Source organism: Nostoc sp. CALU 1950 (assembly GCF_051172895.1).
In the GTDB taxonomy this organism is placed as follows: domain Bacteria; phylum Cyanobacteriota; class Cyanobacteriia; order Cyanobacteriales; family Nostocaceae; genus Nostoc; species Nostoc edaphicum_A.
On the sequence record NZ_JBDNJQ010000148.1, the window covers coordinates 1 to 21,214 of the forward strand.

Here is a 21,214-nt window from a genome sequence, read left to right on the forward strand (position 1 = left end):
AAACCTCAGCCTCATGCCCCTTGAGGGTAGTAATGAGACTGCCATCCATCCGCCACAGTTTCACTGTTTTGTCCCAACTTGCACTTGCAATGGTCTTGCCATCCGGGCTGAAGGCGACATCAGAAACATAACTCTCATGCCCCACAAGACGGTTTTGCTCTCTGGTTTCGTAAAATACTTGGCGCAGGTTGACTACAACCTGCATCTTAGTATCCGCATCTACTTTACCTGATGATTCAACTTTTCGCAGTTGCTTCCCGGCTTTTACATATTTAAATAGTCGATCGAGTTGCGGATCTGAATTTAAAGATTGTGTGGCAATTGTATTCAAGCTTTGTAGTTGGGCAACATCAGCTTGAACTTGAGCTTCTCGCCACTGAGTAAAAGCAAAAATTGCTACTGCACTTACTATGAGCGTAGAACCAACAGCAACTTTAGTGGTGGTTTGTGCTGCAAGACGTGCTTTGACTTGTTGTTCAGCACGTTGTTCAGCTAATTGGCGTGCCTCCGCCTCTGCTTTGCTTCTTGCTTCTGACTCTTCGGCAAGCTTTTGTGCAGCTTCTAGCTCTCGTTGTCGCCGTTTCTCTGCTTGCTGTTCAAGTCGCTCCCGTTCTGCTTGACTAACTACAATTAACTCCCGTGCTAAACCACTTAAAGAGATCCTTTCACCGTGGTTAAGCAAGAAATCTTCTGCTGGCGCTAATTTTACCCCTTGCAGTAAATAATCATTAATCTTGCCGTTATCCAGCCACTCTTGAGCAGATGACTCAATTTTCCTTTGTTGTCTCAAAGCTTCTCGGTTTTCATTAAGCCACTGTCGTAACAGTGACCAATTACGAATCAACGCTTCATGAGCAACATCCACCACTGCCAAACGACCCGATTCTACCCCTTTCTCTACCAAAGTACTAGTCACAACGAGCCGAACATTTTCAGCCGCCAGTTTGCTAATTACTCTTTCTACTACTGCTTCTTCCTGGGATGATGACACCAAATTCTGAAGTAAAACTCGTCTGCGGGTATCCTCTGTTCCCTCTCCTAGCTGCGTTAGTTCCAGAAAAATCCGCTTGGCAATAGGCTGTTCCTCTGATGATAAAGACTCATAAACCTCAGTAGCACGTTTTTCTAAGGTTCCCTTGACACCTCCCAAGCGGGTGTATGCGGCTAAGGTAAATTCCTGCTGCTGCCAAAGTTCCGTCAGCGTGTACTGCAATAATGGTAAACTTCCTGGTGAACCTTCTACATCGGCAATTATTTGCTGTACCAGTTCTTTTTGTACCTGTAAACCCACCTTCAAAGCTGGTGCAGTAATTGCTTGTTCTAGTTCGTCCCGTCTCATCGGTGTCACTGTCACCAGATGTCGCTGAATTTGTTGTGCCAGCCCACTATATTCTTGTTCCGCGCACTTCCCAAAAAAGTCTGCCCTCATTGTCAACACTAAACAGAGCTTATTATTAGTGTGAGATAAAGCACTCAGCAAACATTCAAAAAATCTCTGTCGTTCGTTGATATCCTGACATAAGGTAAAAGCTTCCTCAAATTGATCTGCTAGTAGCACTACCCGTTCAGTATCAGCAACATTAATCAATTGCCCTAAGCCGACTCCACCCTTGGCTAGCAGTTCCTCAGCCGTAGCTAATTGAGATGCTTTATCAATTACTGATAACCCAGAATCTAAAAAAGCCAGTGCTAAACTCTGGAGGGGATGCTCACCAGGGCGAAAAATCTTAATTAACCAATTTTCACTACCTGACAACCGTTGTCCTAGTTGAATTTGATACAGTAAGCCTGCTCTAACAACACTTGATTTTCCACTACCTGATGCTCCTAAAATCGCCAAGAAGTTGCTAGAACGCACTTTCTCTAATAATTGGTCTGTTAACGCTTCTCTGCCGAAAAAATATTCAGCGTCTGATTCTTTACAGTCAAAGTATTGCAAACCACGATAAGGACAAACGGAGCCAGTGACAGCATAACCAGACTCCTGCTTTTGCTGTAACCAAACGCGCGTTAAGTCAATTGCACTGCCAGAGTTAGCGAACAGAGGACGTTGCGGGTAGTTTGCCCAATGATGATGGAGAAAATCAATTAAAGTATAGTTAGTTACCCATGTTCCTGCTAAGTGTTGGGGGTCAAGTCCTTGCAATAAAGCTTCTGTCAACACGCTATGATTGCTGCCGATCGCTTCATAGGCAACTTCAAATTCTCTGGATGCCGCAATAAAACACCTATCCCGTCCTTTACCCCTGTCCCCAGGATCTGCCTCTGCAAAATTTAGTAACTCGCCACTGTAACAACAGTCCAGCCAAATAATTTGTTGTTTTACCTCACTGTCTTGCAAAAGTTCCCGCAGCCATTTCAAGCGAATACCCCAGTTACCCAAATCTGGGTTAACATCACTTGTCCCCAAAAAACCTTCCTGAATACCTCTGTTTTTTCGCAGTCCATGTCCAGAAAAGTACAGCAGTGCGGTATCTGGAGCATTCTTACCTTCGGGCTTAAACAGTTGAACTATAGCTTCTTCTAACTGCGTTAACGTAACTGAGGTTTTTTGACCAACACGAACAGTATTATTTTCCTTATCTTTGACACTTGGTAGCCGCTTAACGTTAAATTGACCGTACCGCTCTAGTAGTTTGGCTATAGCTTCTGCATCAGTTGCTGGTGCTGTCAGACTAGGCAGACGTTCATAACTATAAGTATTAATTCCTACTACCAAAGCGTCTCGAATCATAAGTAGGAGAAATTTTTAGAGAATCTTTCTTTTCAGCATTATCACTCAGTAATTACAAAAAAACTCATAAATATTCCGTAAAAACTTCTATAAAGTTGTGGTAATTACTAAAATTTCTGTATCAGGAGTTAATTTGATGACAAAAGTCATACCTATCAAACTAGATGACAATACGGTAATCTACATCGAAGCTACAGAGGATGTAAACATTCCTGTAGTCAACACGGTGGTGTTGGATGAGGAAGAGGAAGAAGAAGCGCTAGTTGGTAAAGGGATGAGTCCTGAACAAATACGACAAAAAATGATGCAAAATTTCTTGTCGATTCAAAATACAATTCGGACTTATACAGTTTATACCTTGAATGCTTTTAAACAGATTCCGATCGCTGAAGTCAATAAAGTTACCCTAGAGTTCGGCATTGAAATGGGCGGAGAGGCTGGTGTTCCCTATGTGACAAAAGGTACTGCTAAAAGTAATATGAAAATTACTGTCGAATGTTCCTTCCCTAAAGAGAATACATAGGTGATTCAGGAAGCTATCAGTATCTCGGCAGACATCCTTGAGGGTTCAAAATGTCGGCTATATTCAATTACTTGAGCGATTATCGCGCAACAGCGATATTCAGTCTTGGCTCTCACTTATGCTTTGAGAGTCCAGCTTTCATGTCCAAAGTAAGTTAGGGCAACACGAGTGTGAGTGTTGCTTAACCATGCTGGTTAAGCAACGTTTCTCTGACCATGCTTTTTAATCCCAGTCAGTTTGTACTGACTGCGGTCGCACCATGTTCTTAAATTTTGTTAAGTGTGCATCAAACAGTAGTTGGATTGTGCCTGTAGCCCCATCGCGGTTTTTAGCAAGGATAATCTCTGCAATTCCTTTTTCTTGCGTACTTAAGTCGTAATATTCATCACGATACAACATGATTACTTTGTCCGCGTCCTGCTCAATCCCGCCACTGTCACGTAAATCCGAGAGCATAGGGCGTTTGTTATTACGGCTTTCTACTGCTCGTGATAGTTGCGATAAACACATTACAGGTGTTTGTAACTTCATTGCTAAACGCTTCAGTCCGCGTGTCAGCTTTTCTATCTCATTGTTTCTGTTGCCCCCGCCATTACCATCCATGAGTTGTAGATAATCGACGACAATCAAACCCAAATCACGGCGCTCTTGTGCCATGATTTTACGGCATTCAGATTCTATATAGCTCAGTGATGGGTCTGGGCGGTCATCGAGGTAAACAGGTAGCTCTGATAGTGTACTGATGCCCTGTGATAATGGCTCCCATTGTTTGTTAGAGATGCGCCCAGTTTTCAAGTAGCCGCTTTCTATACCTGCTTCACCTGAAAGCGCACGCATGGCAATCTGTAGCTTTGACATCTCCAAGCTAAACACGACAACTGGAAACTGATAAGCTTGTGCTAGATAAAAAGCTATCTGAGCCGCAAACGCTGATTTCCCCATCGCCGGACGACCCGCAACGATGACTAAATCATTACGATTAAATCCAGCAGTCATTGCATCAAGATCGTAAAAGCCGGTGGGAATCCCAGGTAACACTTTACCCTGGCTGCGGTCTTCAATATCCTGAAATAGATTAATAACTACATCTGAAATATGGCTAGCCCCGGCAGTATCAGACGAGCGCTGCAACTCATAGATCAAGTCCTGTAATTGTTCAAAGGCTTTCTCTAAGGGCGTTTCTTCATTGGATTTGTGTTGCAACTCGATTGCAAGGTTTCCCAGTCTACCCAGTTCCCGGCGCTTCCATTTTTCCACAACCAGACCTGCCAGCGCATCAATATTAACTGCTGATACTGTAGAGTCAACCAGCGATGCTAATTTATTTCGCCCGCCGATAATTTCTAACAAACCATTATCAGCTAAATAATTCGTGATCATCAACAAGTCTGTGGGCAATTCTTGGGCATTCAGTCTCTGCGCTGCATTGTATATACGACCATGAGCGCTGATATAGAAGTGGTGCGGCTTCAAAATGTCGCGGACACGTTCTATGGCTCCTGGGTCAAGCAAGATGCCCCCAAGTATCGCCTCTTCAGATTCAATGCTCTGTGGTGGAAGCTTATTGGCTGTCGTAGCAAAAGGAATTACGTTGTCGTCACTGGTGTACATAATTAATCTTTGATTCTTATTAAGTCAAAATTTTTACAGGCATACGCTAGGCAGATAGGAGCCGTGGTGTGATTGTCGTTCCATCCAAAAGAAGGGTGTAGGGTGTAGGGTGTAGAGAACACCATCAAGAAATTGAGGGACTTGTATCGTTCTTCTTCAGAATTAGGTCGCAGCACTTGGGACGGGTCTAAATTCTTACCCTATACCCCACACCCTACCCCCTACACCCAGCCTCTTCGGGGCTTCTTCAATCGGGAATATCTACAAATCTTTCAGGAAACTTGGCACTGGCCCATTCGTACCATTTGGCAGATATTTTATGTTCGCAAAACTTTGATAGTCCCTCAGAGAAGAGCCTACTGTAGTAGTGATCGTGCATCCGCGGCTCCCAGCTAGGAAAATCGTAGCGCTTACGCTGTTTCTCTACTTCTACGGGGTCATCAGCGAAGTTGTTAATTTTGCGCTCTAATGTCCTGCAACCCACTTTCCATTGCTTAAATAAGCAAAATATCTCTGCACTACCTTCATCTTTCTTAGAAAGTACTGTGGCTACGTATGGGGCAACGTTGTTAATGTCTTTACCCTGCGATCGCTGATAGGTTTGATAGTAAAGCAGGAAATCTACTTCCTTAACTGGGTCATCGCTGAAAAATAAACTTTGAGAATCATTCTCACGCGCCGCGCCGGAAAAATGATCCTCATGAGTGGATTTCTCGTTAGTTGCAGAGACTTTCTCAAAGTTAACAGCGTAGTGATTATCTGGAAGTGCTTTGTCCTGGTCAGTTTCTTTCCTTTCTTCTTCCTCTTTTTCCTCAGTCTCTCCAGTGATGGATTGAGGTAATATTATTTCTTTAATATTATTAGAGGGCTGTAAGGTATGCTGTGAGCCGATTTCAAGCTGACCATCATTCATTTTTTGCACCACCCCATTCATTTTTTGCACCACCCCATTCATTTTTTGTACTATCGGTTGGCTTGTATTATTTGGATCGTGCAAAATTTGCATCACGGATAAATCTTTTAATAAGAGTTCTCCGACTTTTACGGGGTCAACGCGATAAAACTTAGTTGCATTACCCTTGATAATGCAAGGTTGACAGGAAATAACATATTCTTGTTTTTCTAGCCCTAACAAGAGATTTTGAATACCTCGCGCCTTACCGAGCGCTGGATACTTTTCTTCCCACTCTTTATAAGTAGCGCTAGTCCACCATTCCCCATGATGAAAGTAGCCACGCTTGTTGAGTCTGGCATTACTTAAGCACCAGCTTTCAATGATTTGAATTAACAAAGCCTGATTAGTGCCTACTGTGTTCGCAACGCTCCAATAGAGCTTAGTGTATGCAGGCTCATAGCCGTGAGTAAGTCGATAAGCCGTAGCCGCATTTGCTGCGGTCGGTTGTTCTACGCTTTGAGATTTCATTTTGTAGCATCCGAATTATTTGTAGTAATTTCGGATAACTCCAACCGTTGCAACGCGACCGCAGAACTGGTTATTATAGTAGTGCGATCGCGGTCAACTCAAGACTTCCACATCTGTAGGAGTTACCGCTATGTTTAGTCAAATTACAGAACCCGCTTAGATTCCCGTCCGAGCGGGTTCTGTCGTTGAATCAGAGGCAAAAACATTATTTGACTGTCCTTGCTCTGTGAGATCCGTTTGCGCCTCTGCGCTTCGTTGTTTTCCTGTCCTAGTCTCCACATCCACAGGTTCGCATAATCAACCCCGTAGATAGGGCAGGCATGAGAGTCAAATTTCCCCTCAATACCCTTTATCTCGTCGTTTGGTTGATTTCCTTTGGTCAAATTATCTCCTTATTTTTGTTGTGAGCGATCACGGCGTGTATTTGCTGCCTCAGCCAGCATGACTTTTATCTGCTGATTGACTGAGCGCTTTTCCTCTTTTGCAAGCGCTTCGATTGTTGCGTAAAGCTCTATCTCGTCATCTTCACTGAAATAAACATTTACTCTCTTTTTCTCCATGTGTGAGTTTTAGCTCTTTTGTGCCATCATCACACAATTTATCACGCCACTCCTTGACATGCTTGTGCTTTCTTGTGCTATATTAGCACACAGAGGGACGAAAAACAGTAAGGGCTAGACGTAAAACACTGCGGACTCCTCAAGACGAGGTTGTTTAAAACTCTGAAACGTTCACGTTCACACACAATAAACATCTTATAAATTCAAGCTGAATCTGCGGTCGCGGCTTATATCTGCGTTCGTGATAGACTTTTGCACCGTGATGGAGACGGCGAGAGTAGGGTCATATTTTCTTGATTTTCTACTGCCGTAGCTGGCAGTAATTAGCTAGTAGAAAAGCCATGAATCAGAAACGAATTGTATTACCTCAAGACTTGATACCCCTTGCCGACCACATTTGCAAGGAAACAGGCGTTTCAACACACAGTCAGCTATTTGTGCTTTTGCTCAAGAATTACGGCGAACGCTTTGTCAAAGCAATAAAGGAGGCTTAAACGATGTATATCAATTTACGCAACTTAGAAGCAATCAACGAACTACCTTTTGAGAGAACAATGCTTAATCAAAATCAATTACGAAGGTTAGAAGCAGTAGATCGCTGGCTCAGAGAAATCCGAGATTCAGAACAATTCAAACAACTGGAATACTCTCCAGATGTGATGCTAGGAGATGCAATTCAAGCAGTAGGCGAATTACTTGATGAACACGAATCCTATGATTACAAGCCCACGAATTTTACTGATTCAGAGTGGGACTCATATCTAGAACAAAAGCCAGTAATGCACATTCGCCGTGTGAAGAATTGGCGTAAAAAGATTAACTCATTCATACTCGATGCAGCATCAGAAGTAGCAATTCTGAGCTTGGTAACTACTAGTTTTATGGTTGTTGGTACTATCTTTTGTCACGGCGTTGACCGCATTCAAGAAAGCAAAGGCGACCAATATCAACCCACATGGATCTACAACGCCAAGATTTTTGAAGGAAGCGCCATCGCATCTATCGCCGTCTTCCTGGGTGCAAGCTTAACGGGCGCGTGTGTTGCGGGAGGTAAAAATGATGATTGATAAAGAGCTTGTAGGATGCGTCACCCTCTTAAGCAAATCCAAAACCTACAGTATCGATGGCGCTCTCTATCGCTATCTCTATAGCAATGACAGTATCCGACACACACAATATTATTTCCGTCCTTTACCGCGTCAGTCTAAGACTGCTGACTTAAAGCTCAATCGTGACAAAGTGCTAAGGCGCTGCTACGAAGTGCCGAGCTTATATAAACAGCACACAGCAGAGATAAATCACAACTCAATACAGCTGAGTTTGTTCTAAACCTTGGTAATATCTACCACCGCGCAAAACGTTCAAAAGCAAAGTTACAAGCGCGTCAACTAGTCCAAAAGGGGCGCTTTTACGGGGGTAAAATCGATAATTCAGTAAGTCTTGAATCGGTAAGCGCTTTGTTATTACGTGGTTATAGCCATTGAGTGCAACGACTAAAAGGCTTCTAAAAAGTTATTTTCTAAGGTTATTGACAGCCTCTAAGAAGAGGGGCTTATCCATAACTCTGAATCAATCTTGGGGGCTAGTCAAATACCTGAGAATGTCCGGGCAGTCGGTAGATTTTATACACACTTAAACAAGATTACAGAGGTAACGTGGCAACAAAGAAGTATTTAGCTAAGTATCGTCAGCTTAGACAGATTTATGAGCGAGTGTTAGGCAAGACAATCTCAGACGAGACTTGGTATCGGGTGGTGTCTTTTCTCAAGCAGCGTTTTAGCTTGAGGGTTGAATCAGAGTCGGCAGAAACCATAGTTGAAACATTTGCGGGACTTAAACGGCGCTATGGTGCGTTAAGTCCAACCAGTGAGGGATTTGAGGAGCGTTGGCAAGCATTCAAGCATTTTTATTCGTCCGAAGGCGGCTATAGCGGTATTGAAGCACTATCTGCTTTGGCAAACTATCTAAAAATCAATCTTGACGACGTACCATCAAGCACCCGTTACTACTGGTTTAGTCAAGTCGGTCTGTCTTACAGCGCTCATAGCACCTATCACAGCAAAGATTTGGCCCTTGTCGCGTTTGTTGCTGCTAAATGGGCAATCAACAAGCGTAAGCAAACGATGAAATCCGCAACCATCGAAGTTTTAACACTAGCCCTTTAAGGAGTAAGCATCATGTCTGACAAGTTTACTAACAATGTCCGCGCTCGTTTGTACAAACAGGGTTATCAAGGATTTACCAAGGACGATTATACTTCTGCCGCGATCGCTGTCGAGTGCGATGACCTTGACAATCCCACCAAAGAGCAATTGAGCCAAGCCGTTGACTATCTCAAAGTCAAATCGACAAGCCAATTATCTGTAACTGATGAACCCGTTGAAGAAACCTTTCTTGTAGGCGTAGAAGATGCACAGCCTGAAGTTGAATCTAATCAGCTTGCAGTTGCCGAACCAGAGAATCAGATTGTGCTGACAGACCTTGAAAAGCAAGCGCTCGTTGCAGACATTGCACAAGGTGCGGGAATTGAACTCAAAGCGGCGGATGTGAAACAGATTACAGTGTCCATTGCTTCCACCTTTGCATCTAGAAAGGAGTTGAACGAGGCGATTTTTAACGCGCTCGTCCACTTTGCAAGGGAATTCAAGAATCAAGAAGTATCCAAAATCCGACGCAAAGCCGACGAAATCAGGCAGACACTCGCAGAGATGGATGATGTTGCTGGCAGTGAACTGACCCAAATCAAGCAAGCGATGGAGGCCACCGCCCTGGACTACAAAAGCCAGTTTGCAGACCTCGCGTTATCTTTCGCCGGAATTATCGATTAAGGCATCCGGCAAGCTTACTTACAAGCATTTGTTAATTGGGCTTGTGGGGATACCGTTACTAATTGCACTCGCGGCTCCCCTCTCTCAATGGTTTATGACGGAATGTTGCACATACAGGAGTCAAAAACGTGAAACATATCAAGAATATGGTCGGTAAGCATGGTAAAAAGCTGAAGGCAAGGGCTGAGAAATTAGGCGTTGCAGACAGCTTAATCATGGGTTGCATCAATGGTGACGATGCCGCACTGACCAAAGTAGGGGAAATGGGCAACGAGGGCGAACGCATCTTAACCATCATGCCCTACATCACAGATAACCTGTCAGCGTTCATCAAAGGCACTGAGGAATATAACAAAGGACTTGCAGAGATTTACAAGCAAGCTGGCGCGTCTGGTATTGCTCTCGACAAAGCCAGTGCTGATTTAACGATCGCAAATTTAAAGTACGGTCACGAACGCTCAGAAATCGGATTGAAGCTGTCCAGCGACCGCACATTAGAGAATCAGCGCTACAGAGAAAGCATCGACCTAGTTAAGCTCAAGGCTTACATCGACTATCACATGAGTAAGGTTGACCATCTGGCGGCTGCTAAATCGCAGTTAGCCCGACCTGTTAAGGCACAGCTAGACGCTGATAGGACTTATGAAACGGAAAAGGCAAAACATCTATTGACTTATGGCGAAAACTCAGACCTTGATTTAGTGCCTCGTAAGTCATTCACGACTAACAAATTAGTCCAAGCGTTCCGCACTGCTGTTTCTACGATTTTCGAGTAGTCAACATTTAAAAATCCCCTACTAAGTTAGCGATTAGTAGGGGAAGTTCAAATTTGTCATAAGAACAATGTTAGATGAACTTAACACCTCACTGCAAGACGGGGACACCGAACAATCACTCAACTATCAAGATTATCCTGATACTGCATTTACCCAGGATGAACAAGAAGCTATTAAAAGATTCAAAGCGAAGGAAATTGAAAAGCTTAATCGCAGTCGCGCTGTTCTCAAAGGAATTGAGTCTTGCGGCTGGGGTGTTACTTCTTATTGCTTGGCTAAGTATTTAGTAATAGCTACAGGCTCGGCAGGGCTAATGCCTGCGGTCGCTATTGTGTTGGGAATTAATCAAATAGTTAATCGTGATTTATTGGAGTTTACCGTAAATAAGTCTCCTGAAGGATGGGTTTTTACGGACATGGACAAGGCGATAAAATTTCTCTTTCAAACAATATTCGGATGCTTCATTTTGTGGACTGCTATCGGTGATTTTTACACCACAATGCAGAACTCACATAAGACTTACGACAACATCAAAGCGACTGTAGAAGATTTTAACCGTCTGCCAGAATCAGACAAAACTATTGTGTTTGTGGTGGGTGCATTGGTGGCAGGCAGTGTGGTTTACGGCATCCATAAATCCAAGTCATGAAGGCTCAATCCCTACTGAAAGTTGGCGCTGTCACAGCTTTACTTCTGGGGCTAGCAAGTGCTTATTACTATGGGCAGACACCGCACCCTTATCAGTTTACTGAAGTGCGATTTTGTCCGGTAACAGCTAATAAACGGACAATGAAGTACTATAACAAACCCACACAATCACAATCGGCGCTTGATAACAAATACTGTCGTTTCAAGTACAGATTGCTCACAGAAGTATGGAAGTCACGACAGTTTAATGATGTTGTGTCTCTCCCTGACGGTGCTTTCATTACTAACGATTTGGCTCCATCGGAGAATCCTAGTCTGTGGTTATTAGTCGCGCCTGCTTTCGTCTGGATGGGTTATTACTGCTGGGCTGCCAAAGATGAGATTGACAACGAGTCAAGTTTTCAACGTTTGGAGAGTTTCAAAACGTCAATCAAGCGCCAAGGTTTAATTACTAGGACTGAGCGTGATTTGCAGTCACATGAATCAGAGCGCATTAAAGACAAGCATAAAAAGGACATCGACAGACGCGCTGATAATCTGTTAGTCCAAGAACGCTATATCTCTCTTGAGGAATTGCAGCAACAGTATCAGCGTCAGTCAGAGCTTGAAGATTTGCAGTTTAGCAACACGGTTAAACAGTTCGCGGTTGCTGACTCTGTAGCTGATAAATCCATTGCTGAAAACAGAAGAGACAAGCGCAAAGCGGACGCAGAAAACATCAATCCCAGTAGTGAAAAAGTTAAGGCTCCACAAGGCACGACCGCCCAAGAATTAGTTCAACTATTGAAAAATCATGAAGGTGGCTGGCTATGGGATGTCATTGAATCAACAAAACCAGTTTGGGTGTTGGGAGGTCAAGGCAGTGGTAAAAGCAGTTTTGCTGCATCAATTGTTATGTGTAGGAAAGCGATTTTTGATTGGAATATTACATCAATCGTTGACGCTCATGGACATAAAAATAGAGCGAAAGCTTGGAAGTTGTTGATACCTTTAGAGCCGGAATTAATCGGCGAACGCAACGATTATTTAGCTATTGGTGAGGCAATGAATGAAGCTGTTCAACGTTGGAGCGACCGCACAGAAAACGACACCCCTATTCAAACACTTTGGGATGAATTAACACAGCTTTCTCTGCAAGATGATTGTAAAGAATCAGTCAAAAAATTTGTGAGACATTCACTTACTGACGTTCGCAAGGCTGCCGAATATCTAGTTTGTATTTCTCATGCTTTTACTAATGCAGCAAGTGGTAATGCTGAGGGTTTTAATGATTTAAGGCAAAGCGAAACTATCCAAATCAAGCGCAAGTCAAAGAACGGTCGCGTACCTCTAAATCATGCTGAAATCAGTGGTCTTTATGATGATGACGGAAATCTAATTGAATCGAAGCGCGTCACAGTTCCAGACTGGTTTTATCCTGATAGCTTGCTCAGATTTATTAGTAATCGTTAGAGAAATATTTATCGTGAGTTACAAAACCTGAAAACTTTGTCGATTAAAAATTGTGAGGGATTTAGATTTATGCACCCAATAGAATTTAAGAAAAAGTGGCAGTTAACTTATAACGACCTGGCACTCGTCTTAGGTTACGAAAATGATTTGTAAGGATTCAGGTCTAATATTGAGGAAGTAAAGAAGGGCGAGACAGGGAGTTACTAGAATTAGCAATTAAAGCCTGTGCAAAAAAATCAATCACAGACCTAGCTTGACGGCGACAAGTCTGTACCACGGTCAACAAATTAGCAGTATGTTGAAACCGCTCCATTGAACGGGAACCACCACTAACTTTACGTTTTGTCACAGCCAAACGCAGCGATCGTTCAGCCTGATTATTATCAGGAGGAACTTCAGGATGGTCAAGGAAATACCACCATTGGCTTGCTTTATCGCGCAAAGAACGTAAAAGCTGACCTGCTGTTGCTCCTGCTTTGTCAATCCACTGATTGAGTGAGGAGTGCAACTTAGCTTTGAATTGATTGACCCAATCGTTATAACTACTTGAATCAAGAGTTTCAAACCATCGAGCATAATTGCTAAAAGCTTCATCAATTAAATTAACAAACGTTTCACCGATAGCTTGGTTGTGAAGACCTGGAAGAATAATTAGTTTTTTGAAGTGTCGGCGTAGATGAGCCAAACATTTCTGCTGGGCAAAAGCTGGATAGCCATTGTAAACGCTAAAATCATCGCTGCTGATTACCCCTGTATATTCAGTCCCTAAAATGGCTGATAATTCGGCTCGTGAACGAGTGTCAGCAGCAGTAAACAGGCAGAAATCAGAATTGGCAACTACCCACAACCATTCTTTTATCCCTTTAACTGACCAAGGCGTTTCATCCACATGAACATTCGGTTGTGTCTGTTTTACCCAACTACTTAACTCAATAATGCTCGGTTCAATTGCTTGAGTTATTCGTTCATTGGTGGCTACTATTGTTCCTAACCCAATTTCAACTTGCCCTAATTCCCACAACATTTCTTGCTGTTTTTCATAAGGCATGTGTGCATAATTGTTTACCCATCCTAAGAACGCCTGTAATTTAACTCCTAAATCTTGCCCTGGAACGATATCTGGCGACCATGAGGCTGTTTGTATATTTCCACAGCATTCACACACGCACGTATGGCGTTGATACTCCACTATTTCAATGGGACGTTCCACTAGTTGCGCTACATGTAGCGAACTGCAAACATAAATCGTTAAAACTGCAAACAAGCCATTTTTGAAACCACATTATTTGCAAATAAGAGGGGTCTCAAAACCACAATAACTGCAAATGAAACCACAATAATTGCAAACAAACCGCAAACATAATTTTGAAACCACATTAACTGCAAATAGGCTGTAGTCTTTAGCCAGTATGGATTTTAGCTTTTTTGGGGCTATTGGGATGAAACTGTCCAAATTAAAGAAAATTCACCATTACTCCAGTCTAAACTTAAGAATCTTTACCAAGATAAAGAAGCAGGTTAGTGGTACTTGCTCCCAAAAACCTAATTAATAATTAAATTGGACGGATACCGTTCAGATTAAACCACAACGTTCGGGCATAAGTGTTTGGCTAATTGGATCGTATAAACTGGACACTTATAGAGCCATAAATGCTATAACTCAATTCCCATAAGGGTTACGGCTTATTTGCAGTTAATGTGGTTTGAAAACCCTTGTTTGCAGTTTGAAAATTATGTTTGCAGTTTCATTTGCAAATAATGTGGTTTTGAGACCCCCCTTATTTGCAGTTAATGTGGTTTCAAAATCGCCTTGTTTGCGGTTTGAAGCGTTTATGTTTGCAGTTCGCTACATTTAGGCATTGGAGCAACAGCAGCAGCGTTAGCCCTTGGCTATTTCGGAGTGCAGTACTTCGGTCGTAACAATATGTTTACCATCGCCGCAGCTGTGGGAGGTGCAGGGGCAATCAGCTATGTACTTCAAAAACCTGCTCAACCAGAAGCCCCAACCGCACCGATAAAAGCTCAAAGAAAAGGGAAAAAGTCATGAGTGACCAAGACACTGTGCAAACACAGCCAAGCCTAACGACTACCGAAATCATGACCATCATCCTCGGTTGCGAACAGACTCTTAGGTTTGTGCAAGCATCTCCCAATTACAAACAAATCGAAGCGTCCGAGCGGTTCAGTACATCGAATGACCTAAAAATTGGTGATGCAGTGCAAGCCTTGATGGAGATTCACGAAGCAATCCTAAATATCGAGTTCTATTCGCAGGTTTGAGGAAGCAAATGTTAGAAACGGCAGCCTTACAGCGTAACCACCTCTACCAATTCCGTGGTCAACAATTGCGCTACAGCCATCGTTCTAATTGTCGAGTCAATGCGCCTTTTGTATTCAATGACTCGAAAGGCAGAAGAAAAGAATTAAGCCAAAACCAAGTGCAGAGGGAGGTTTTTGAACTTGTTGAGTTTTGTGAGAACTGATGATGAAGCGATCGCACCTGCCGGCAAGCTTGGCGATCGCCTCACCCGAAAGTGCATCAAGTACACATCGTTACAAGGATTCTAACAAATGACGCTTGACTACAAAAATCCCAACGATTGGGGCAAATCGCCTCTGACCGACTCCGCCCTAAGAAAGCAGCAATTCAAAGCCGAGAGTCCTGAACAATGGGCATCAATGATCTCAGCAGATATTGAGGCACTCTCCACACCAATCTTCGAGAGTGAAGATTACCCACCCTTCACCGGGACGGAATTTCTAGCAACTCATTCAAGCATCGATGACCATCCATACTCTGCGGCATTTGGTCAATTCTTGGGTAACGGTATTGACCCTGACATTGCAAATATCTTGGCGTTTGGCTCTAACCGATTTGATTTAATCTCTGATGATTTTGACGACCCCGTAAGGCAATTAGCAACGAGAATTTATAGCCGATTTGAAGACATGGGGTATTGGGATGAATTGCCCCAAGAGTCGAGCGATATCGACTACGACAACATACCTTATTAGGAGAATAACGCAATGGATTTTGCAATACGCAATCCGGTAGTTGGTCATGCAAGCCATATTGATGAAAAAGCACAAGCATGGGGAGGGTTTGAGTCTGATATTCTGGGCTATCTTTCAGATATAAATAAGCTCGAACAGTTTGCCGATTATGCGAATAATGCCCAAGAATTATCTGACAGACTAGAACCATTTTTAGACAACGCCAAGGTCGTCTTTGAGGCAATGGAGAAGCTCACCAAGGGACAAGTTACCTGGGTCGAACTTCGTAAACAATATGGCTCTCATGTTGCGGGTGCTATCGCCAAAATTCGCAAACTCAATTCGGAATTTGATTCAGAAATGAGTAAAATAGATGCCCAAGATAGAGCCGACTTGCTGCGAATTGACCAAAAACGTAAACACGCACTGACCGAAGTTGCAGCACAATTACATCAAGATTTACAAGCAGAACTGTGGCGGCATGAAAACAAAATTAGCAGCATCGAAAATAGACAGACTGTGCAAGCCGAAAGGCAAGCAATTACTACGGGATTAAGAGAGAAACGCCAACAACTTTTAGCCCGTGCAAGATATGGCTCAAGAGCTTTAGAACCGAATCAAACGCCCCAGGAAGTGATACCGTTTCAATCCCAAAATCATGCACCAGCATCAAGTGTTTCCGCAACAGGAACAGTTCGCGGGTGGGGTGCGATGTTGGGTAACTTGTGGCAGAAGTTAGGCGACAGATAATCAATTAATTAGGTCAGGCTGATGCTAGTAAGGAAACGAAATGAAGATCCTCATAGCGTCAGCCCTTTTTCATTTGAAGGGCTGGCACAGAAATCACAACAAGAACATCAGCAGCAGAAACAACCCGAACAGTTACCACCACTGCCAGAAAATAACAGAGGTAGAACATTTAGACGTGCTGGTAATGCCTGTGAGATTGTCGCTGGCAGTTGTTTGAATAGTGCAGTAATTTTCACCTTTCACCTGTTGCAAGTTCACCCAGTTGGAATGTTCCTTGCTGTGGGTACTGCACACCTGTACTTTACTGCCACTGCAACGGGTGAAGGCTTTAATAATTTTGTCACTAATTTAATGACTGGATGCAGTGCGTCACTGGCGTTATTGTGTGCCCTTTCAGAACCGATTAGTGAATGGAATGAAGCGAGAACTTCTACTAGTACAGTTAAGACTTCTATTGAGTCGGTTTATAAGCCAAAAACTGCTGAATCTTCAAGTTGGATGGATGGTGCAGGAGTGGCGATATTCGTAGCACTATTAATGATTTTTCTGTTTGGTGGAAGGAAGAGTAAATGAATTATTTAAGCGAGAAACATAAACAGTTATCTGAGTCCCAACAATCGGGCTTAATGTTGTGGTTTGGTCGCCTACCAATGGACAAGAAAGCTGTTGCAATTGGGCTTAGTTTGACTGTGGGAATTAGTTCGGCGGCAATGGCATGGCAGGGAACAAGTAGCGATCGGATCTACTTCTGCATCAAAACCCCTTCAAAAACATTGGTGTGCCGGGATAAAGATAACCGACCGTTTCGCATGACCCCCTTCTACTGGCAAGAATGGAAACTGTCTGGAATGCCCCGCCAAGTAGTGCGTGACCCAGCTATGGGCGTTAATGGGTTGGTAAAAGCGACTAACCCATGCAAACCGTTTTGGGCATTTGGGGGATTCCTGGGGTTTGCTCTTGCTGGGTGGATGCTTCGCCATTGCCAAGAGGAGGAGAAGCAGAAAGCCGTATTTGAAGACATCGCCCAAAAGCGGGATGCAGCAAAAGCAGAGATGACTGCACGTTCCGAGTTGTTGGAGAGTTACAGGGACGTTGCGATCGCAGAAGTTCAACTACAAGCTGACTTGGATCTAATCGCTAATGATCGCACTGTTGATATCACCAAAGCTGAGATTTACTCCGACGTTGAGATTCAAGTTGCCCAGCTAGATGCGACTGATGCACTTTTCGAGGCGCAGACGGCTGGGATGACCGAGCAACAGAAGGCAGATTACATTAAGCAGCTTCGTGAGATGAAAACGCCCTATTTGCAAGGTAGCCAGACCTTAGCAGGAACGATTGACCCGAACGACAAGGTTACTGGATCTGAGCCAGGAGCGATTGCACCACAGGACAATAAAACGGCATGGGTGCAAAACCTAATTAAACAAACTGCCCTTATCTGGGGCAACCAAGGGGGCGGTAAATCTTGGCTAGCCCGTTATGTAATCCAACTCAAAAAACAAGCCGGCTACCGTGTGATTGTCCTTGACCCCGACTCGAACCGTAGTGAATGGCGAGGAGTTGAAAGTTACCACTCCTGGGATGATATTGAACAGCAGATCCGCGATTACGTTCAAGAATTAGAATCACGGTTAAAAACCTTTAATAATTCATCATTGAGTGAGTCGCAATGGCGGCAGAAACTTTGGGCATCAGGTAAAGCTTTGTCTTTAATCTGTGAGGAGGCCACCACATACGGCGACTTCATTAAAGATGCAGAACTGTTAGAGAAATTCGGCAAGCTGGCACTAACCAAAAGCCGTAAACAAGAGATGCCCATTACTGTCGTAGCTCATAACAACACCCAGACGTGTTTATTCGGCATTAAGGGATTACATAATCTTGTTTCTAAGATGCTCCAAGTTGAATGTTTGGCAGAAGTAGATCCAGTTACACTACAGCCCTCATCGACGGGGAAAGCTAAGGTAAAACTCGATAGTTCTAACGAATGGCTTGATGTTAATCTGCCCAAAATGACAGCGAAAATATCTGACTTTAGCGACGCTCTCCCAGCAGAATCTAACCCCAATCCCCCCATCGATAAAGCTACTTTAGAGCGCATTTATGAATTGGAATTCAATCTTGGTAGCAAGGCAGGTGACACCCAAGATGAACCTAAGAAACTATCACCCCAGGCGCAAAAGCTGTATGAATATCTCACCAGAACTGAACGAATTGAAGCTGATGTAAGAGAGTTTAAGGGCAACTTTAAAGTGAACGGTGAGAGATTTAGTGTTGAGCAAATCAAGGGCTGGATGTATGAAATTGTGGGGGCAGGATTGGCGGACTGGATAGCTGAGGGTGTTATCAAGCTCAATCAAATTTGACTGCGATTGGTGTCTGGTGTCTCGCCTCAAAAACGCCCTTTTTTAACGGACACAGGACACCGGACACCACAGACACTAAAGCTTGAAAGCCTTATCTAGCATAGACACCAACAGACACCAGCCCAGACACGACCGAGACACCAAGTGTCTTAAGCGTGTCCGCTAGACACCAATAATAAATAACCTCATAAACAGCCATTTATTATTAGAGGATTATCAAAATTATGCTGAGAATAGTAATTGTTGAACCAGAAACATTCACACTCTTGGGCTTCAAGACTGCTATTTCACAATCTCCAGATATAGAAGTAACTGGTGATGCCACCTGTGGAAAGCTGGGGTTTCAGTTAATTGAACAGACAAACCCTGATGTTGTGTTAGTTGATTTACTATTGCCTGATATGAGTGGTCTAGAACTGACTAGCTCAATCAAAAGGAAAACTAATAGTAAAGTGGTGATTTTTACTAATCAGACTCATTCCGACTTTATTAAGTCAGCTTTTCGTCATGGTGCTGATTCTTATATGCTCAAAAGCGCTGATATAGAATTGATTGAACTAGCCATCAAAAGAGCTTACTTTGATGAATGCCTGCTTGACCCGAAGCTTGCTAAAAAACTGTTAAAAAACCTTGATAAAAATAGATATATTGACCCTAGTTTTGCTGATAAAAACTTGCTTGATTCTCCCACCGAACGACAAATACAAGTCCTGCGTTTACTGGCTCAGGGTTTAGCTTTTGAACAGATTGCCAAAGAAATGTTTCTCTCTGTTAGTACAGTCAAACGTTATGCCAGTGATTTGTACAGTAAATGGCACGTCAAGAACAGTTATGAGGCGATAAAAAGAGGGGCGATGCTTGGTTATATTGACTATAACTTGATTGTGAATGAATGATGTATTGGTGAGGAGAGCGAAAGGATAAAATCGGGGAGTGGTGGGGTTTAATTCTGATGCCACTCGCCAAAAACCAAGAGCAAAATCTGGGTATACCGAGAGGTAATCTCACTTAATCAGGGTAGCAACATCCTCCTCTACAATCTGAATATGCACCACAGTCTTTTTGAGTAGAACATCGAGACCACTCACATTTTCCCGATTTGCAACTATTCAAGAAAAGTACAGCCAGCGTTATAGAGAATACGAGGAACATAATTATTTTTTTCATCTAGAGAAACATAGACACCTTATTGTCAATTATCTTCAAGTATAGAAGTTTCAGCATATAAGAGTAAATAATTTATACTTATTTATTACGGTATTTACACAAAAATTAACTATGCTAAGTAAAAAGACCGTATATTTACCAAGTTACAGTCAGTTTTTACGCGGATAAAATAGAGCAAACCTAACATTACTTGTTACATCAAGTAGTGAGTGTTGAAGTGTATGAATATCCAAAATAAGTTGCTAGATAATCAAGTAAATGTTAGTAATCTTATCCGCAAAATCCTTGCTTTGAGTATTACCCACTGTTAGGAAATAGATGTTCTAGGCAAACGCTTTTGTCCATGCAGAAGATTCAACAGATGTTGAATACAATAAGCAAACAAGGATATGAATTATATATGATCTATTACTCTAATTAGCATTATAAAAAATAATTTTTCTTATTAAAATCTGATTACCAGAGAAATGACTTACTTAAAAAACTTTGTAACACAGCCTAAATGGCCACTGATAATATTTGTTTTTACTACTTGCATAATATGGTTATTTGGTAAATTTTACCAACCTCTGGTTTCTCAAGCATTGATATATAGTGGTGAGTATATTTCTTCTACTTCAACAGGTCAGTTAGTCACATCTGAAGGAATAGTCATAAAAAGTTATCGTAGTCAACAAGGTATACAATTTCTTACTCTAAAAGGTCAAAAAGGTGAATACGGAGTATCTTTTTTTCCGTTAAGAAAACGTTCGTTTCTTTTACTTTTATAGTTGCAGATAATCCTGGCTCAAACCAATGATTGCAGGCTCAGTTGCAAATAATCCTGGCTCAGTTGCATTTAATCCTGGCTGAAGCGCAATTATAGTTGCATTTAATCCTGGTTTGTAAATGTCTTGATTGCAGGTTTGAGCGATTAGTATTGCAGGTCGCTACAGCTAATCGGGCAAAACTAACCAAAAAAAGAGCCAGCTACTATTTTTTTGATAATCGCAAAATTCTTCAGTCTACTGAATTTTGCTTGCGTCTCACCTTTGTTAATCAAGATAACGTTTGCTGCTGCTCAAATTTGATTGTTTTGGCATACCTGTAGTGTTTCTAATTGTTTGGGATGACTGATAAAGTAATCCCTCAACCATTGACAACCCTGTGCAAGCAATTGATCTAAGCTTCCTACCAACCACACCCGCGCCGTGTTGTCATCTGAGGCGGTGACGATGCGCTCTCCATCCGGGCTAAAACTGGCGCTTCTGACAGAACTTCTATGCCCTTGGAGTTCGGCTACCAGGTTGCCAGTCATGTCCCACACCCGCGCCGTGTTGTCATCTGAGGCGGTGACGATGCGCTCTCCATCCGGGCTAAAACTGGCGCTGTAGACATAA

21 protein-coding genes and 1 pseudogene are annotated in these 21,214 nt (G+C 42.8%); 16 read left to right on the forward strand and 6 right to left on the reverse strand.

Features of this window, described 5'->3' with window-relative positions; genetic code table 11:
* Positions 1-2,734: nSTAND1 domain-containing NTPase (locus ABF638_RS29160; protein ID WP_435026361.1), on the reverse strand; the 2,734-nt coding region annotated here is incomplete at its 3' end.
* Positions 2,735-2,870: 136 nt separating this feature from the next.
* On the opposite strand from ABF638_RS29160, the gene ABF638_RS29165 reads away from it, so the two are divergent.
* A complete protein-coding gene (locus tag ABF638_RS29165) occupies positions 2,871-3,257 on the forward strand; it encodes a CU044_2847 family protein (protein ID WP_435026362.1) in 387 nt (128 codons plus the stop codon).
* Positions 3,258-3,479: 222 nt separating this feature from the next.
* Here the strand turns inward: ABF638_RS29165 and dnaB are convergent, their stop codons facing one another.
* From dnaB to ABF638_RS29180, 3 genes are all read right to left on the reverse strand, one after another.
* Complete coding sequence (dnaB, locus tag ABF638_RS29170) at positions 3,480-4,868, reverse strand: replicative DNA helicase (RefSeq protein ID WP_435026363.1); 1,389 nt, start codon at positions 4,866-4,868, stop codon at positions 3,480-3,482.
* 247 nt (positions 4,869-5,115) lie between these two features.
* On the reverse strand, positions 5,116-6,291 hold the full coding sequence (locus ABF638_RS29175; RefSeq protein WP_435026364.1) for a hypothetical protein: 1,176 nt from the start codon (positions 6,289-6,291) through the stop codon (positions 5,116-5,118).
* A gap of 392 nt (positions 6,292-6,683) precedes the next feature.
* Entirely contained in the window at positions 6,684-6,851 is a 168-nt protein-coding gene (locus ABF638_RS29180) for a hypothetical protein (protein WP_435026365.1), read from the reverse strand.
* Positions 6,852-7,192: 341 nt separating this feature from the next.
* On the opposite strand from ABF638_RS29180, the gene ABF638_RS29185 reads away from it, so the two are divergent.
* From ABF638_RS29185 to ABF638_RS29215, 7 genes are all read left to right on the forward strand, one after another.
* On the forward strand, positions 7,193-7,345 hold the full coding sequence (locus ABF638_RS29185) for a hypothetical protein (protein WP_190959191.1): 153 nt from the start codon (positions 7,193-7,195) through the stop codon (positions 7,343-7,345).
* Between the two features lie 3 nt (positions 7,346-7,348).
* Positions 7,349-7,918, forward strand: a complete 570-nt coding sequence (locus ABF638_RS29190; RefSeq protein ID WP_435026366.1) for a hypothetical protein — start codon at positions 7,349-7,351, stop codon at positions 7,916-7,918.
* A 588-nt stretch (positions 7,919-8,506) separates the two neighbouring features.
* Positions 8,507-9,016, forward strand: a complete 510-nt coding sequence (locus ABF638_RS29195) for a hypothetical protein (protein ID WP_435026367.1) — start codon at positions 8,507-8,509, stop codon at positions 9,014-9,016.
* A gap of 12 nt (positions 9,017-9,028) precedes the next feature.
* Positions 9,029-9,679 carry a hypothetical protein gene (locus ABF638_RS29200; RefSeq protein WP_435026368.1) on the forward strand — a complete coding sequence of 217 codons (651 nt, stop codon included), beginning with the start codon at positions 9,029-9,031 and terminating at the stop codon, positions 9,677-9,679.
* Between the two features lie 128 nt (positions 9,680-9,807).
* On the forward strand, positions 9,808-10,455 hold the full coding sequence (locus ABF638_RS29205) for a hypothetical protein (protein ID WP_435026370.1): 648 nt from the start codon (positions 9,808-9,810) through the stop codon (positions 10,453-10,455).
* Positions 10,456-10,522: 67 nt separating this feature from the next.
* Positions 10,523-11,104 carry a hypothetical protein gene (locus tag ABF638_RS29210; protein ID WP_435026371.1) on the forward strand — a complete coding sequence of 194 codons (582 nt, stop codon included), beginning with the start codon at positions 10,523-10,525 and terminating at the stop codon, positions 11,102-11,104.
* Positions 11,101-12,555 (forward strand): hypothetical protein, encoded by a 1,455-nt coding sequence (locus ABF638_RS29215; protein ID WP_435026373.1) that lies wholly within the window; start codon positions 11,101-11,103, stop codon positions 12,553-12,555. Before ABF638_RS29210 ends, ABF638_RS29215 begins: the two co-directional genes overlap by 4 nt.
* Before the next feature lie 163 nt (positions 12,556-12,718).
* Here the strand turns inward: ABF638_RS29215 and tnpC are convergent.
* A pseudogene (tnpC, locus tag ABF638_RS29220) lies at positions 12,719-13,837 on the reverse strand (IS66 family transposase); the annotation flags it as partial.
* A gap of 618 nt (positions 13,838-14,455) precedes the next feature.
* Here tnpC and ABF638_RS29225 point away from each other — a divergent pair.
* From ABF638_RS29225 to ABF638_RS29260, 8 genes are all read left to right on the forward strand, one after another.
* A complete protein-coding gene (locus ABF638_RS29225) occupies positions 14,456-14,602 on the forward strand; it encodes a hypothetical protein (RefSeq protein WP_435026374.1) in 147 nt (48 codons plus the stop codon).
* On the forward strand, positions 14,599-14,835 hold the full coding sequence (locus ABF638_RS29230) for a hypothetical protein (RefSeq protein ID WP_435025112.1): 237 nt from the start codon (positions 14,599-14,601) through the stop codon (positions 14,833-14,835). Before ABF638_RS29225 ends, ABF638_RS29230 begins: the two co-directional genes overlap by 4 nt.
* 8 nt (positions 14,836-14,843) lie before the next feature.
* Positions 14,844-15,038: a hypothetical protein gene (locus tag ABF638_RS29235; protein WP_435026375.1), complete on the forward strand. Its 195-nt coding sequence runs from the start codon at positions 14,844-14,846 to the stop codon at positions 15,036-15,038.
* An 88-nt stretch (positions 15,039-15,126) separates the two neighbouring features.
* Positions 15,127-15,570 carry a hypothetical protein gene (locus ABF638_RS29240; RefSeq protein WP_435026376.1) on the forward strand — a complete coding sequence of 148 codons (444 nt, stop codon included), beginning with the start codon at positions 15,127-15,129 and terminating at the stop codon, positions 15,568-15,570.
* Positions 15,571-15,582: 12 nt separating this feature from the next.
* On the forward strand, positions 15,583-16,299 hold the full coding sequence (locus tag ABF638_RS29245) for a hypothetical protein (protein ID WP_435026377.1): 717 nt from the start codon (positions 15,583-15,585) through the stop codon (positions 16,297-16,299).
* A gap of 21 nt (positions 16,300-16,320) precedes the next feature.
* Complete coding sequence (locus ABF638_RS29250) at positions 16,321-16,872, forward strand: hypothetical protein (RefSeq protein WP_435026378.1); 552 nt, start codon at positions 16,321-16,323, stop codon at positions 16,870-16,872.
* Entirely contained in the window at positions 16,869-18,668 is a 1,800-nt protein-coding gene (locus ABF638_RS29255; protein ID WP_435026379.1) for a hypothetical protein, read from the forward strand. Before ABF638_RS29250 ends, ABF638_RS29255 begins: the two co-directional genes overlap by 4 nt.
* A 224-nt stretch (positions 18,669-18,892) precedes the next feature.
* Positions 18,893-19,564: a response regulator transcription factor gene (locus ABF638_RS29260; RefSeq protein ID WP_435026380.1), complete on the forward strand. Its 672-nt coding sequence runs from the start codon at positions 18,893-18,895 to the stop codon at positions 19,562-19,564.
* 1,331 nt (positions 19,565-20,895) lie between these two features.
* On the opposite strand, the gene ABF638_RS29265 is transcribed toward ABF638_RS29260, so the two are convergent.
* Positions 20,896-21,214 (reverse strand): WD40 repeat domain-containing protein (locus ABF638_RS29265; protein ID WP_435026381.1); only part of this gene is annotated, 319 nt, incomplete at its 5' end.